The sequence below is a fragment of the Occallatibacter savannae genome (assembly GCF_003131205.1).
GTDB lineage: Bacteria > Acidobacteriota > Terriglobia > Terriglobales > Acidobacteriaceae > Telmatobacter > Telmatobacter savannae.
Genome location: NZ_QFFY01000004.1, coordinates 176562 through 191854 on the forward strand (window position 1 = coordinate 176562; position 15293 = coordinate 191854).

At 58.9% G+C, this 15293-nt stretch carries 11 protein-coding genes and 2 tRNA genes; 9 read left to right on the forward strand and 4 right to left on the reverse strand.

Features of this window, described 5'->3' with window-relative positions:
• Positions 1-19 precede the first annotated feature (19 nt).
• The 4 genes from dnaG (at position 20) to DHV10_RS15775 (ending at position 7798) form a co-directional block, all read left to right on the forward strand.
• A complete protein-coding gene (gene dnaG, locus DHV10_RS15760; RefSeq protein WP_109487346.1) occupies positions 20-1807 on the forward strand; it encodes a DNA primase in 1788 nt (595 codons plus the stop codon).
• Between the two features lie 425 nt (positions 1808-2232).
• A complete protein-coding gene (gene rpoD, locus DHV10_RS15765) occupies positions 2233-3921 on the forward strand; it encodes an RNA polymerase sigma factor RpoD (protein WP_109487347.1) in 1689 nt (562 codons plus the stop codon).
• Positions 3922-4143: 222 nt separating this feature from the next.
• Positions 4144-5589, forward strand: coding sequence for a GH1 family beta-glucosidase (locus DHV10_RS15770; RefSeq protein WP_109487348.1), 1446 nt, complete (start codon positions 4144-4146; stop codon positions 5587-5589).
• A gap of 103 nt (positions 5590-5692) precedes the next feature.
• A complete protein-coding gene (locus DHV10_RS15775; protein ID WP_239461784.1) occupies positions 5693-7798 on the forward strand; it encodes a S9 family peptidase in 2106 nt (701 codons plus the stop codon).
• Positions 7799-7802: 4 nt separating this feature from the next.
• Here the strand turns inward: DHV10_RS15775 and DHV10_RS15780 are convergent, their stop codons facing one another.
• Positions 7803-8687: an aldo/keto reductase gene (locus DHV10_RS15780; protein ID WP_109487349.1), complete on the reverse strand. Its 885-nt coding sequence runs from the start codon at positions 8685-8687 to the stop codon at positions 7803-7805.
• A 506-nt stretch (positions 8688-9193) separates the two neighbouring features.
• Here DHV10_RS15780 and DHV10_RS15785 point away from each other — a divergent pair.
• Entirely contained in the window at positions 9194-9796 is a 603-nt protein-coding gene (locus tag DHV10_RS15785) for an NINE protein (protein WP_204101436.1), read from the forward strand.
• 97 nt (positions 9797-9893) lie between these two features.
• The gene (locus DHV10_RS15790; protein ID WP_109487350.1) at positions 9894-10976 is read left to right on the forward strand and encodes a hypothetical protein; all 1083 of its coding nucleotides are present in this window, start codon (positions 9894-9896) and stop codon (positions 10974-10976) included.
• Positions 10977-11038: 62 nt separating this feature from the next.
• Here DHV10_RS15790 and DHV10_RS15795 read toward each other — a convergent pair whose 3' ends face one another.
• From DHV10_RS15795 to DHV10_RS15805, 3 genes are all read right to left on the reverse strand, one after another.
• Complete coding sequence (locus DHV10_RS15795) at positions 11039-11518, reverse strand: TonB family protein (protein ID WP_204101437.1); 480 nt, start codon at positions 11516-11518, stop codon at positions 11039-11041.
• A 381-nt stretch (positions 11519-11899) separates the two neighbouring features.
• Entirely contained in the window at positions 11900-12880 is a 981-nt protein-coding gene (locus DHV10_RS15800; RefSeq protein WP_162601578.1) for a vWA domain-containing protein, read from the reverse strand.
• Positions 12881-13130: 250 nt separating this feature from the next.
• Positions 13131-14048, reverse strand: coding sequence for a hypothetical protein (locus DHV10_RS15805; RefSeq protein ID WP_109487353.1), 918 nt, complete (start codon positions 14046-14048; stop codon positions 13131-13133).
• Positions 14049-14213: 165 nt separating this feature from the next.
• On the opposite strand from DHV10_RS15805, the gene DHV10_RS15810 reads away from it, so the two are divergent.
• The 3 genes from DHV10_RS15810 to DHV10_RS15820 all read left to right on the forward strand — a co-directional run bounded on the left by DHV10_RS15810 (position 14214) and on the right by DHV10_RS15820 (position 15247).
• Positions 14214-14987 (forward strand): ABC transporter ATP-binding protein, encoded by a 774-nt coding sequence (locus DHV10_RS15810; protein ID WP_109487354.1) that lies wholly within the window; start codon positions 14214-14216, stop codon positions 14985-14987.
• A gap of 40 nt (positions 14988-15027) precedes the next feature.
• Positions 15028-15102, forward strand: a tRNA-Gly gene (locus tag DHV10_RS15815).
• Positions 15103-15172: 70 nt separating this feature from the next.
• Positions 15173-15247: transfer RNA gene (locus DHV10_RS15820), tRNA-Cys, on the forward strand.
• Positions 15248-15293: the final 46 nt, after the last annotated feature.

The following is a 15293-nucleotide window of genomic DNA, read 5'->3' on the forward strand; positions in this document are numbered from 1 at the left end:
TGCTTGAAACACGTCCCACGTGAGTGATTTCGCCCAGAGCGTGAAGCAGCAAGTAGACATCGTCAAGATTGTCGAGGGATACATCCGCCTGCGCAAAGCCGGAGCGACGAACTACTCCGGGCTGTGCCCCTTCCACAAGGAGAAGTCGCCTTCCTTCAACGTGCATGCGGTAAGGCAGTTCTTCCACTGCTTCGGGTGTGGGGTGTCGGGCGATGTCTTCACGTTTGTAGGCAAGATCGAGAATGTCAGCTTCCCAGAGGCAGTGCGGATCGTGGCCCAGAAGGGCGGGATCCCGCTGCCCAAGCGGGAGTTCTCGTCACCCGAAGAGGCCGCCGAGGCCCGGATGCGGGGCAAGCTGCTGGACCTGCACGAGGCTGCGGCAAGCTATTTCGAAGAGCAACTCCGAGGAGGCGAGGGAGCTGTTGCGCGCGAATACCTGGCAGGCCGTGGCATGACGCCGGAGGGGATCAGGACGTTTCGGATCGGGTATGCGCCGGACAGCTTCGGGGCACTCAGGGACCGGCTGAGCGGGATGGCGGACGAGGCGACCCTCCGGGCATCGGGATTGTTTAGCTCGAAAGAGCAGGGTGACGGCAGCCAGGGGCCGATCTACGACCGGTTCCGGAAGCGAATCACTTTCCCGATTTGCAATGAGAGCGGGCGGGTGATTGCGTTTACGGCTCGGACGCTCGAGTCGGGCGAAAAAGCAGGGCCGAAGTACGTCAACTCGCCGGAGACGCCGCTGTACCGAAAGGGCGAGGTCCTGTTCAATCTCGACAAGGCGAAGAGCGCCATCCGGCAGGCCGGGTATGCACTGCTGGTCGAAGGGCAAATGGACTGTATCTCGCTGTTTCTGCGGGGCATCCAGCACGTCATCGCCACCAGCGGAACAGCCTTCACCGAGCAGCAGGTAGCCATCCTGAAGCGGCACACGCAAAACGTGGTAGTGAACTTCGATCCCGACGCGGCTGGGGCGAACGCGGCCGAAAAGTCGATCGCCCTGCTGACGGAGGAGGGGTTCAACCTGAAGCTAGTGACTCTGGACGGGGGGCTGGACCCGGACCGGTTCATTCGGGAGCGAGGGGTTGAGGCCTACACGCAGGCGGTGATGGGTGCACGGCGCCAGGCGGATTACCTGATTGAGCGTGCGCGGCAGATGTTTCCTGGGGCGACGGCAGAGCAGAAGGTGAAAGCCATGAACTACCTGCTGCCGCATATCCGGCGGATTCCGCAGAAGCTGGTCCGGGACCAGTTTGCGATGGATGCGGCGCAGAAGCTGGGGATCGATTCGGCGGTGCTGCGAGAAGAGTTGCGGCAGGCTGCTCTGAAGCGGCGCGAGCATATCGAGGTGCGGACAACTGCTCTGACCGAGGTGGAAAGGGTTCTGCTGCGGGCCCTCGCGATTACCGACCCCGAGCATGAGGAGGCGCGCCGCACGGCCGCCGATGCAGTGGTAAGACAACCGCAATGGTTTGAATCGCTTGGAGTTGCATCATCTCTTGGCGCGCTGGCGTTGCGGGGAGCGAGGGATCCCATGGACGTGGTCGGCGACCCTGCTCAAAAGGCATTGCTGGCTGAGGCTTTGCTGGCGGAAAGCGAGCCTCCGACGGCGGAGACCGTGGTGAGCACCATCGTCAGCCTGCAGCAGCGGGGCATTGAGGCTGAGTTGAGGTCGGTTCGCTCTCAAATTGCCGAAACCGAGCGGCGGGGCGACTCCGCTGAGCTCGCCGTATTGACGCAGCGAAAGCTGGAGCTGGACCGGGCCCTGCGGCAGTTGCGCAGTGCGGGAAACGGCGGCCGCTCCTAGGCGCAAACCGTCATCAACTTTGAGTCGCTTTAAGCCTTAACTTCGTCTAAATAAACAGAGCAGCGGGCAGTATTGGCGGACTGCCTGGCCCGGCCGCTACCAGCAGCATGACCGGTAGAGAGATCTGGGCCGCGATTTCACCGTTTTAGGGTGGAATAAGCTGTGTTAATCTATTGATCTCTGTGAGGATGCGCGCCCCTTTGCCCCATACATGAGCTGCGGCTCGCGGGCTTACCAGGCGAAACCTGAAGCGCAAACATCCTGCTCCGAGCGACCTACTTACGTTCCGCTTCTTTTTTTGCGGGAAACCGCGAGTTCGTGTCCGTACGCGCACGCAGGGCATCAAAAACATGTTGCGCGCGGATTGGGCCCAGGCACTGTTGCGCGATATCGGTGCTGAAACTTGATCGCGCTGGAGAACCATTTTGGCTATCAACGACAAATTCGAAGACGATATCGAGAAGCTCATCGACACGGGTAAGGAGAAGGGGTATCTCACCTACACCGACGTCAACGAGATGATGCCGGAGGACATGAGCACCTCGCCGGACGATATCGATGACCTGATGACAACTATCAGCGGCCAGGGAATCGACCTGCTGGACGCACCCAAGTTCGGAGCCGACAAGGATTTCGAGCTCGAAGAGGGCGAAGACGTCGAGCTCGATCTCACGCCTGGAACGCTGGAAAAAACCAACGACCCGGTTCGCATGTATCTGCGCGAAATGGGCACCGTTCCGCTGCTCACGCGCGAAGGCGAAGTTGAAATTGCCAAGCGCATCGAGCGTGGCCAGCTTCGCGTGCTGAAGGCGATCTCGCGCTCGTCGATCGTCATTCGCGAGATTGTGGCGCTGGGCGAAGACCTCAAGCGCGGCGTTCGCAACGTGAAAGAAGTGGTGATCTTCGACGAGGAAGAGCTCACTGAAGACGTGGTTCAGGCGCGCGTGCGTTCGACCGTGGGCCGCATCGACGCGCTTGTGAAGCACCAGAAGAAGATCGCGCAGCTCGAAGAGAAGCTCGAAGCCGCGAACAGCAAGACGAGCCAGAGGGAACTGCGCAAGACGCGGTGGCTCATCGCGCGCGAGAAGGTTTATGTATCGCGAATCGTCCGCGAGCTGAAGTACACGGCTCTGGAGCGGAAGCGCCTGCTCGACAAGGTGAACAAGACCGTTGACACCATGCGCACACTGGAGCGCCAGATCCGTTCGCTCGATCAGAAGTACGAAGCCTCGAAGAGCGAGGAGCTGAAGAAGGAGTATCGCCGGCAGCAGAAGAACTGCAAGATCGACCTTGAGAAGATCGAGGGCGATGCGGGCGTTTCCATCGCCGAGCTGAAGCGCACGCAGCGCGAGATGATCCAGGGCGACATGGACGCCGAGCAGGCGAAGCGGGAGCTGATTGAAGCGAACCTTCGTCTCGTCGTTTCAATCGCGAAGAAGTACACCAACCGCGGACTGCAGTTCCTCGACCTGATTCAGGAAGGCAACATTGGCCTGATGAAGGCGGTGGACAAGTTCGAATACCGCCGTGGATACAAATTTTCGACGTATGCAACGTGGTGGATCCGCCAGGCGATTACGCGCGCCATTGCCGACCAGGCACGCACCATCCGTATTCCGGTGCACATGATCGAGACGATCAACAAGCTGATCCGCACGTCGCGTCAGCTCGTGCAGGAACTCGGCCGTGAGCCCTCGAGCGAAGAGATCGCGCGGCGCATGGATATTCCCGTGGCGAAGGTGCGCAAGGTGCTGAAGATCGCGCAGGAGCCCATCTCGCTGGAGACGCCGATCGGCGAAGAGGAAGATTCGCACCTTGGCGACTTCATTGAAGATCGCCAGGCTGTTTCGCCGAGCGAGGCAGTCATCAGCGTGAACCTGAAGGAGTACACCTCGCAGGTACTGCGCACACTGACGCCGCGCGAGGAGCGGGTGATCAAGATGCGCTTCGGGCTTGAAGATGGTTCTGAGCACACGCTGGAAGAGGTAGGACAGAGCTTCCAGGTCACACGCGAGCGCATCCGACAGATCGAGGCGAAGGCGCTGCGCAAGCTGCGGCATCCGTCGCGGTCGCGGAAGCTGAAGGCGTTCGTGGATGGCGTGAAAGAGATGTAGCACCTGCGGTGCGGCCAACTGCGCCTTCGGCGCCATAGGTTGATCGCAGAGTACGTGGAGCGGCAGCGCAAAAGCCGCGGCCTAAGGACTGCGGCTTTTGTTTTGGCCGATTGAATTCCTTTTCGTCCTAAATCGGCAGCCTGCGTCCGCTTCATGGAATTAGCGCTTGCCACGTGCTTAACTCCTCTGCTAAAACGTTTTGGTTGTAGCAAGGAGTTCGAAATGAAGAGGATTTCCCGCCGTCAATTCGGCAAGGGTGTGGCGGCAGCGGCTGCTGCTGCGTATGCAGGTGTTTCGCTTCCACGGTTCGCATGGGGCCAGCCGCAGCCGGGCCATGTCGAGTACCCGAAGGGCTTTCTGTGGGGATGCGCAACGGCTTCGTACCAGGTGGAAGGCGGTGCGAAAGACGACGGTCGTGGGCCGTCGACTTGGGATGTGTTCTCACACACGGCGGGCAAGACGCACAACGGCGACACCGGCGATGTGGCGGATGATTCTTACCACCTCTACAAAGAGGACGTGCAACTACTAAAGAACCTTGGTGTGCAGGTTTACCGTATGTCGATCTCGTGGTCGCGGGTCTTCCCGACCGGTAAGGCTCCGGTGAATCCCAAGGGACTCGATTACTACAGCAAGGTCGTGGACGAGCTGCTCAAGAACAACATCACTCCATACGTCACGCTCTTCCACTGGGACACTCCGGCGGGGCTCGACGGCGGCTGGACGAATCGCGATACGTCGAAGGCATTCGGCGATTACGCGGCGTTCATGGGCAAGCACCTTGGCGACCGCGTAAAGCACTGGATGACGACCAACGAGTTCGTCTGCTTCACCGATCTTGGTTACCAGGTCGGACAGTTTGCGCCGGGCCTGAAGCTGCCGCCTGCGCAAGTGAATCAGGTTCGTCATCATGGGATACTGGCGCACGGTTACGGAGTCCAGGCTCTTCGCGCGAACACGCCATCGGGGACGCAGGTAGGTCTGGCTGAGAACGCAAGCGTCTATGTTCCTGTCATGGAGACCGAAGAGCACATCGCCGCCGCGCGGAAAGCGACGCGACTGATGAATGCGCCTTTCCTGACCGTGTTGATGGAAGGCAAGTATCCGGCTGAATATTTGGCGAAGGAAGGCGCGAACGCACCGAAGGTCGAAGACGGAGATCTTGAAAAGATTTCCAGCCCGCTGGATTTCGTGGGGCTGAATGTCTACACGCCTTCGTATGTTCGGGCGTCGGACAAGCCCGAGGGCTTCGAACTCGAACAGGCTCCTGCATCGTATCCGAAGATGTTTTCGCCATGGATTCAGCTCAGCCCGGAGTGCATCTACTGGGCGGTGCGTAACGTGTGCGATCTGTGGAAGCCGAAGGCGATCTATATCACCGAAAATGGAACGTCATCCGATGACGTCCTCACGCCGGAAGGGCACGTCGAAGACACGGATCGCGTGATGTATCTGCGCAACCACCTTACGATGCTGCATCGAGCGGTGAAGGAGGAGTATCCGGTGAAGGGCTACTTCCTCTGGAGCCTGCTCGACAACTTCGAGTGGGCCGATGGCTACTCCAAGCGCTTCGGCATCCACTACGTCGATTTCAAGACGTTGAAGCGGTACCCGAAGCTGAGCGCACAGTGGTACAAGCAGACGATCGCGGAGAACGCTGTCGTCTAGCGCAATCCGCTTCGAGTGAAAAGGCCCGCGGTCCTCATGGCCGCGGGCCTTTCCTTTCGTGCCCGACGGTATACTGCGAAGGCATTCCTGAAGGAGATTCCCCTTGCTACTTCGCTCCGCTGTGCGTCTGTCGAACTGTGCTGTTTCCATCCTCGCAATTTCGAGCGCTGCCTTCGGTCAGAATTCTGCGTCCCTCAAGCCGCCGACCATCGATCAATCTCTCGAGATGTACAACGTTGGTTCACCGAAGATCTCGCCCGACGGCAAACGCGTGATCTACGAGCAGGCGCGAACGAACTGGGATGCGAACACGTTCGAGACCGATCTCTGGATTGCCGACGTTGGTAGTCGCGAGCGGCATCTGCTGACCGCAACAGGACACTCCTGCAATTCCGCGGAGTGGTCTCCAGACGGGAAGTGGATTGCATTTGCTTCGGACAGGCCGGGCGCGCTGCCGAAGTCGCCGGACGGCAAGCGGCAGCTATGGATCATGCCGGCCGACGGCGGCGAAGCACAGCAGCTTACGAAGATGGAGAAGGGCATTGGCGGATTCGAGTGGGCTCCGGACTCGCGCCGTATCGCATTCAACGCGGAAGCGCCCGAAGCGAAGGCGCTCAAGGATCGTAAAGAGAGCTTCGGCGACTACCAGGTCGTCCACGCGGACTACCAGATGATGCATCTCTGGCTCATCGATCTGCCGAAGACGGACGCTGCGGGAAGAATGAGCGCCATCGCCGATCCGAAACAGTTGACGAAGGAAGACACGTTCACCATCGACGAATTTTCCTTCTCGCCCGATGGGTCGAAGATCGCATTCAGCGCGGCGAAAGATCCTGATCTCATTTCGGAAGGATCGAAGGACATCTATGTGATCGCTGTCGCAGGCGGTGCGCCGAAGAAGATCGTCGACACACCAGGGCCGGATGGAGATCCGAAGTGGTCGCCGGATGGAAAGCAGATCGCGTATGTGACGTCGAACGGCGCGAAGTATTTCTTCTACGCCAACCAGAAGATCGCGGTGGTCGACGCCGATGGCGGAACACCGCGTGTTGTGAGCGATGCATTCGATGAGGATGCCGATCTGCTGAAGTGGGCGCCGGAGGGGATTTACATCTCCGGCCTGCAGAAGATGAGCTCGACCCTGTATCTGCTCGATCCATCGAGCGCAAAGCTGAAGAAGATTGCGATGACTGGAAGCGAGATCGCTGCACAGTTCACATTCTCGAAAGACTTCAAGCAGGTGGCGTACCGCGGTGCCGGCACAAACCAGTATGCCGAAATCTTTGCGGGTGCCGTTTCAGGCGGAACTCCCGCCAAGCTGACCGCGGCCGGCGAGCAGGAGTCCGGCTTCACAGTCGCAAAGCGCGAAGTTGTGCGCTGGAAATCGGGTGATGGCACGGAAATCGAAGGCGTTCTCTACAAGCCGGCGGACTTCTCGCCGGAGAAGAAGTATCCGCTGCTCGTTGTTATTCACGGCGGCCCAACCGGCATTGACATGCCGCTGCTGAACGCGGATCGCTACTATCCCATTGAGCGGTTTGTGGCCAAAGGCGCTCTAGTGCTGCGGCCGAACTACCGCGGGTCCGCGGGATATGGTGAGAAGTTCCGCGCTCTCAACGTACGCAATCTCGGCGTCGGCGACTATGCCGATGTGATCTCGGGCGTGGACTATTTGATAGGCCAGGGGTTCGTCGATAAGGACCGCGTCGGTTCGATGGGCTGGAGCGAAGGCGGCTACATCTCGGCCTTCATCACAACATCGAGCGATCGATTCAAAGCGGTCAGCGTCGGCGCAGGCATCTCCGACTGGATGACGTACTACGCGAATACCGACATCACTCCCTTCACGCCGCAATATCTGCGCGCGACGCCTTGGGATGATCCTGAGGTCTACCGTGTGACGTCGCCTATCAGCTACATCTCAAAGGCAAAGACACCGACGCTGATCCAGCACGGCGGGTCAGACCACCGCGTGCCGATCGCGAACGGGTTCGAGCTGCGGCAGGCGCTTGAAGATCATGGCGTGCCGGTGAAGATGGTGGTCTACGACGGCTTCGGCCATCCCATCAACAAGCCGAAACAGCAGCGGGCTGTGATGGAAGAAAACGAGAACTGGTTCGGTCACTACATCTGGGGCGAACCGCTTGCGCCGGCTCTCACACCCAGACCGAGCGAAAAGAAGGACGACAAGGACGCAGGCACAAAGTAGGACTTCATGATTGCTGTTGCGAAGCCGCTTCGAGTCGTGCCCACTCGTCCGGGCCGATCTGAAGCGAAGCGGCCGCGACGTTCTCTTCCAGATGTTTCACCTTCGATGTGCCCGGAATGGGAAGAATTACGGGGGAGCGATGGAGGAGCCAGGCCAGGGAGAGCTGGGCCGGGGTGGCGTTGTAGCGGGCGGCGAGCTGCGAGAGAGTTTGCGAGAACGGGTGGTCGGGCTTGAGCAGTTTGCCGGCGGCCATGGGGTACCAGGGCAGGAAGGCGATGCGGTGCTGCTCGCACCAGGCGAGGGTCTGCTCGTGGCGCCGGTCGGCGAGCGAGTAGCGGTTCTGCACACTGACGATGGGAACGATCTTTTGCGCTGCTTCAATCTCGGCGGGTGTGACTTCGCTGAGGCCGACGTGGCGGATTTTTCCCTGCTCCTGCATGCGGCGAAGAGCGCCGAGCGACTCCTCGAGCGGTGTGCGCGAATCGATTCTATGCAACTGATAAAGATCGATGCGCTCGAGCTTCAAGCGGCGCAGACTCATCTCGACACACTGGATCAGATAGCCGGCGCGGCCAACGTATTCGGTTTTAGCGGGGCCCTGGCGGGTGATGCCACCCTTCGTGGCGATGACGAGGCCTGCAGGGTAGGGGTGCAGCGCTTCGCAGATGAGGCGCTCGGCGATCTCGGGGCCATAGGCGTCGGCGGTGTCAATGAGGTTGACGCCGAGTTCGACGGCGCGGCGGAGGACGCGACGGCACTCTTCGGGGTCGTCGGGCTCACCCCAGGCGCCCTCGCCCACGAGACGCATGGTGCCGTAGCCGAGTCGGTGGACGGGAAGGTCGCCGCCGATGTTGAAGGTGCCGGAAGCATTTGCAGAGGGTGCTGTCATGCTGGCTCAGATGCTAGAAGCAGTCTTCAGTTGTCAGTCGTCAGTGGGCGGTGATCAGAGCTGAGCCTGTCGTCAGTGATTAGAACAATCGGTGAAGTGATTGTCATGACCTACCCCCTCCCCCCTGGGTATACCTTGTGCGTAACTCTCTTCATTTGTTGAGCTTACAGCGGAGGGGTAGCCGCAGGTGTATGCAGCGATTGGAGTTAGCCGTAAGTGTATCTTGCGAATAGGCTTACAGGATGCTTCGATTTCCTGAGCTGCCGCATCGCCTCCGATGCCTCCTTGTGTAGTGGCGCCAGTGAGTGGAGCCTTTCGAGCTTTGATCCGATTATGCGCTTTCCGCTGGAAATGGACTGCAACGGAAAACGTGATGGGAGACACAGAGGATGGTGAGCAGTGGTCAGGAATCAGAGATCAGTCATCAGTTTGTCAGTTGTCCGCGGTCGGTGGTCAGGGGGCGGCGGGCCAGGCGACTGAGGGCTGAGGGCTGAAGGCTACAGCTAATGCTGATGGTCCATGCCATGGGAACCCGGCGGGAGACGGGTGCGTATGCTGTAATGCAGGGAACGCAGGGAGAAACAGTCATGGCCACGATGCCTTATGTGAACGCGCAAGCAGTGTTTTACCAGCAGTACGAGCAGGTACGGCGCGACGAGGTTGTGGGCATATTGCTGGCGCTGTTTCTGGGCGGGTTCGGGATCCACCACTTCTACCTGCGGCGGACGGGCTTGGGCATTTTGTATGCGTGCTTCTGCTGGACTCCGTTTCCGTGGGTACTGGGCTTCATCGAGTGCTTCTTCATGCCGGGAAGGGTGCGGGAGTTCAATGCGATTCAGGCAGCGGGGATTGCGGCTGCGCTGGGCATTACGATTCCGACGTACGCACCTCCGGTAAATGTCACGGTGAATGTGCCGGCTGGTACGGGATACCCGGCGGCGGCTCCGGCCTATCCAGCAACTCCGGCGTATCCGGCCGCTCCGCCGTACACAACTTACAATCCCGCGAACACCGCGCTGCAACCAGACACGTTGATCGCCTGCAGCAAATGCCAGAAGACGAATCCCGTCGGCGCGAAATTCTGCTCGGGCTGTGGGAACGCGCTGTAGGGCAGTTCACAGTTCGTAATTGTTGCCGTTATCCGCCCACACTTGAGCGTTTGGGTTTGCACCTCGTACAATCCCTCTACTCTGATACGGTCTTAGAATGAAACTGCGAGGCGCGATAAAACAGAGCGACCTTGTAGCGATCACCGCGTTCTCCTTACTTTTCCCGATATTGGAACTAACAACACGTGGGCTCTACTGGCAGCGCGTCGAAGGATGGCTGGATAACGGGAGCTACATCGAGATTGCCAATGTCATCCGATTCGGGGGGCCGACGGCAGAGCAGCACTTTTGGGGGCTACCAGCTGTAATCGCATTGCTGGAGCGCTTGTTCTCGGTTTCAGGATATGCCGCAATCATTGCGGTGTCGCTTGCCGGCTCGATCGTTGCCACATTCCTGGTTTATCGGCTCTACGGCGCTGCAGTTACCGCCGCTTTCATCATCCTCTCCCCCGAGTGGGTCCGCCTTTCCATTCTAGGGGGAAGTGAGCCACTATTCATGGCACTTCTCCTCTGCGCATGGCTCCTGTTCAGAAGAGATCAGGCGCTGTTGGCGGTGACCGTGGCGTCGCTTGCATCTATCGTCCGGCCGCTCGGGGTGATTGCAGTTTGCGCCTTCGGCCTCGTCTTGCTGATGAGATGGGAACTGCGCAGACTCGCGATTGTGATAGGTTGCTCTGCGCTGATTGCTTTGGGATATTTTGCCTGGGTGAGGCACACAAGTGGAGACCCATTCATCAACTTCAAGCTCTACACTTCAGTCGACTGGCCTTCAGGAAATCCCGTGTCCTTCCCTTTCGTTCGACTTATAACGAGCTTCATTCGAATCTCCAGAGACGGCTATTGGACTCGATTGGTACAGCCGCTGTTTTGTCTCATGCTTGTTTCGCTCAGCATCTTCTTCGCGCCAAAGCATGCTTTCGCGGTTATCCGGCGATTCCCTGCCGAACTGACGTTTGTAATCGGCTACCTGTGCTTCATCGTGTGTTGGAATTACAACGATCTCGCACGGTTCTTGCCCAGATTGACCATCCCCATTTACCCCTTCTTATTGTTTTCGGTGCAGGATCGGCTTCCTACAAATCCATATCTTCTATGGCTGCTTGTGATCATTTCGGCGCTCATCGCAAGCGTTGATCTGGTTGGTTTCAAAGCGGTCTTAGGCTTCGGACTCCATAATTAGCGGCCGGCCAGCTATGGATGCTTCACCGATCAGACACGACCACACCAGACAGTGTGCAACTCTCAGTGAAGTTTGAAATGGACCACGATTGACATCTTGATTGGGATGGGATCCTTGCCTTTTCTGGCTGGCTTGAACCTATATTTCTCCACGGCTTCCAGTGCCTTCTCGTTGAATTGCTCGTTGGTGCCCTGTTCGACTCTCAAAGCCTGCGGTTCTCCCTTGGCATCAACCACAAGGCGAACTAGACACAGACCTTCGACATTCCGCAGTTCGGGAGGCCACTCAGCCTCGGCTGTTGCGAGCGCAACAGGGGCTGTAACGTCTGATTTCACTTTCCCGAGTTGCTTCGCCAACTCCGGTGTCGCCGGAACTTGGCCCACAGAGGGCAAGAGGCCGGGTAGCGGTTCTTTCGGGGCAGGAAAAAGCTTTTGTATCGGCGCTGATTTGAGCCTGAGCCGAACAGAGGTTGTTCCGTCCTTACCCTCTAACTTGATCCTGCAAGCGGTCAGCTTAATCTCGAGTTCCTGCGCAATGGCCACTGCAGTTCCATCTTTGGTTCCGGGTGAGAAGCGATCAACCTCAGCAATACTCATCGCGGCTTTGTCGATGTCGTCATTGAACGGATAGAGCGGGGACACTTTCTCAGATCGCCCCTGTGCGTTGACGACCAGAGAGAGCCTGACGATTCCAGCCCCTTCGTATTCGCAACTATTCGAGACGACAGCAGAAAAGTCAGTTTGAGCCAATTGGGGAGACTGAATGCCATCTTCGCTGTAGAAGATCGCACCCTTCGGCACTGGCTCCTGAGTACTCTGTGCTGCGGCTCTGTCACACACAATCGGGAGACATAGTATCGGGAGAAAAGCCAGGCCGCTGCGTACAATCATTTGGCTCCTGAGATTGAATGAAGTTATTCGACCCTACCCCTTCGGGCGTAACGCCTCGCGACGTTCATTCGAAGCATTGCCGGCAGAGGCCGCACAAGGATACAGGGAGGATGGGTAGGACAGGCTGATGCTTTTTCTAAGCGGAGAGCTGAGGCTGAGCTGCCAATTCTGGATTTTCTGAGCTGGTTGCACCCATCCCCGAGTCGGTGTCACTTCCAATTCCAGAGTGTATTGATGTTCGAGTTGCAAGATCAGCTGACCTGGGCTATTCAATTGCCCTTGCATCTGAGAAACCCCGCCGCCAGTTGCTTTTGCAAAAATACTTAGAAAGGTCGGTCCAGCTTTTTCTTGAGGCGTAGCTGCATAAGGATCTGATTTGATAACGGCCAGTACTGGTACGCCAGCCCTGACTAGCTCATCCTGAACATCTACACGGGAAAGCCTGCCCGAATTGTTATCCCCATCCGAGATCACGATGATGACATCGCCCCGTCTATGGGGGGTCAACATCTGCAACGCGCGTCCGATGTTATCCCAAAGCGGCGTGTCTGGTCCGTTCGATTTACTGACGGGCTTCCAGGTGAGGATTTCGGGGAGCCGCTCCTTCAAGGGACCTAGATTCATGAAATCCGTCTGCTTGGAATCTTGACCTGCGAATACCAGAAACGCCACCGTGTCATCGACCGGAACTGCGGAAAGGGCTTCGCCCACAGCTTGATCCACGAGAAGCTTCGAACTGGTCATGCTGCGGCTGCGATCGAGGACAAACAGAATCCGGCGCGCGGCAGGTGGAGGATCTACTGCACGGATCGAAATCTCATAGCCCTTCGCAGTCGCCCGAAAATCATTCACAGTCAATATTTCGGTTCTGTTCCCGGAGAAAGCGATCACAGGAGCTGACGTCGGGCAGGACAATTGAGCCGAGGAGCTTCCGGTCTCGAGCAACGCAGCCAAAATAAGGCACGACAAATGTGCTTTCATGACGCCGCCCGGGCCGAAAAACTTCTGAATCAAATCGCGTGGGAGATACTACCACACCATGTCAGAGCCGGAGAGCATAGCACCGTGGGCGAATAGTCGCCGGTACGAAATCAATTCAAGCGATTGGCAGGAGAGCGTCTCTGCGCGCTGATATGAGCGCGAACAGCGTCACCGTTCGGAATTTCTGCGACGGCGTCATGCGGTAAGCATGACTTTGCCAGAGTTGTTGTCGCCAATGGGGTCAAGCACACGCTCACCCTTAGCGCTGACACAGTGACGTTAGCTACATGTTTGCGTGGCCAGCGCGCATGGCTTCGTTGAACTGGGGCTTGGTGAAGTTGAGCGCGGCGTCGCGAAGTGCTTCGTACTCGGCGGCGCGGGCCATCAGAGTTGGCGTGGCGGCGGCGTATTCGCCATCGAGAGTCATCAGGCCTTCGCCGGCTTCGTGGCTGGCCATGCGGAGCAGGTCGGCCTCGCTGGTGTTGAGGTACTGCGCGTCGCGCGGATCGGCGATCCAGACGGGCTTGCTGTTGCCCAGAACTCCGGAGAGCCAGTAGACCTTGCTGAGCAGGTAGCGGAGGCGTTCCTTGTCGTCGGTTTCGGTGAAGACAAATTTCTTCTGCCAGCGGCTGTAGAAGCGCGTGGTGACGGGAACGGGCTGGCGGTTGCCGGACTTGAGGAACTCGAGCTGGCCGAAGTCGACGGTCTTGCGGATCGCGTTGTAGATGAAGGACTCGGCGTAGGGCTGTTCCATCGCGGGGACGATTTCAGCGAAGGTGACGGTGACGGATGCGGCGACTTTGGCGTGCAGGTTGTGAGTGCCGCCGTCTTCGAGGCGGATTTCGCCGTGAACGATGTACGTGTCCGCGCCGGAGGTGGAGCGGTGGAACGGCCACTGGAACTTGCCGAAGGCGAGGGGCAGGCCGCCGAGGGTCACGTAGCACTCGGGGCGCGGGTTGCGCAGGCGCTTGGCCTCGGCCGCAAGGTGAGCGGTCATTTCGGGGAGCAGGTTCGGCTTGTCGAAGTCGAAGGCCTCGGTCAGTTCGAGCTGGAGGCGGCGTTCGTCGTTGCCGGGGAGGCCGAGCGAGAAGATCTGCGTGGGCTGACCGTTCAGATCGGCTTCAGTGGCGGAGACGAGCTTGAGACCGGCCTTAGCGGCGGCCGCTTCGATGGCGGTGACGAGCGATGCTTTCGTTGTCATGGATGACCTGCTACTGAGGATTGGTGCAGCTTCAATTTTAGAGCATGTGCGGAGCATTTCCCGACAGCACGTTGAGCCGGCCCCGGCGCCTGTGGGAGGAACTCGTTCCGCTGCAGGGCATTCGGCTTGTGGCACGGAGTTTTCGCGAGAGGCGTGACGGGTACAATGAGTGCTGTGCAGGCAGAAGCGTCGACACCCATCATTCTTGCTGACCGTTTGAGCAAGGTTTATGCGGCCGGCAAGATCATGGTTGCGGCTGTGCGCGAAGTGTCCTTTTCGGTGCAGCCGGGCGAGTTTGTAGCGATTGTGGGTCCGTCGGGGTCGGGCAAGTCGACTCTCTTCTACCTTTTAGGTGGATTGACGAAGGCCAGCGATGGGCGGGTGCTGATCGATGGCGTGGATTTTGCCACGCTGAGCGATGCGGAGCGAACGCGGCTGCGCAGGCGCAGGATTGGGTTTGTCTTCCAGAAGTTCAATCTGCTGCCGACGCTATCCGCGATCGCCAACGTTGAGATTGCATATCAGATCAGCGGGCGCAAGGAGCCGATGGACCGGCGATACCTGGAGCACCTGTCGGATCTGCTGTCGATTCGGGGCAGGCTGAATCATCGGCCGTCGGAGTTGAGCGGCGGAGAGCAGCAGCGGGTGGCGATCGCGCGGGCTCTGGTTACGCGGCCGGCCATTGTGCTGGCGGACGAGCCGACGGGGAATCTGGACACGAAGAATTCAGACGCGGTGTTGAAGATGCTGGTCAGGTCGAACCAGGAACTGGGGCAGACGACGCTGATGATCACGCACAATCCCGAAGCTGCGGCGATTGCGGGGCGCATCCTGCACATGCGGGATGGGGAGATTGTGAGGATCGAGGCGGGGTCGGGCAATTTCGGCGGGGCGGCCGAGGTTTCTCCGGCGGCGGGCGGGGGTATCCCTGCTGTTTGACCCTGTTTAGGGCGCCCGGTATACTCAGACTTGCAGTTAAGCGGGAGTAGCTCAGTGGTAGAGCATCGCCTTGCCAAGGCGAGGGTCGCGAGTTCAAATCTCGTCTCCCGCTCCAATCGCCCTCCGGCGCCAGCCGGGTTGGCTACGGCGATTTGGGGCGCACAGTAGGAAGACAGCCCTGCCAAGGCGCGGTACCCAAGTGGTAAGGGAGAGGTCTGCAAAACCTTTATGCGCCGGTTCGATCCCGGCCCGCGCCTCCAATTTCTCCGAAAAACCAAACAAGTGCGTAGCGCAGGCGAATTCGTC

Excerpts from the sequence above, each read along its gene's own strand:
- DHV10_RS15810 (WP_109487354.1), top strand. The coding sequence starts at position 14,214 with ATGAGTGCTGTGCAGGCAGAAGCGTCGACACCCATCATTCTTGCTGAC.
- DHV10_RS15790 (WP_109487350.1), top strand. The coding sequence starts at position 9,894 with ATGAAACTGCGAGGCGCGATAAAACAGAGCGACCTTGTAGCGATCACC.
- DHV10_RS15805 (WP_109487353.1), bottom strand. The coding sequence starts at position 14,048 with ATGACAACGAAAGCATCGCTCGTCACCGCCATCGAAGCGGCCGCCGCT.
- DHV10_RS15785 (WP_204101436.1), top strand. The coding sequence starts at position 9,194 with ATGCTGATGGTCCATGCCATGGGAACCCGGCGGGAGACGGGTGCGTAT.
- DHV10_RS15770 (WP_109487348.1), top strand. The coding sequence starts at position 4,144 with ATGAAGAGGATTTCCCGCCGTCAATTCGGCAAGGGTGTGGCGGCAGCG.
- DHV10_RS15780 (WP_109487349.1), bottom strand. The coding sequence starts at position 8,687 with ATGACAGCACCCTCTGCAAATGCTTCCGGCACCTTCAACATCGGCGGC.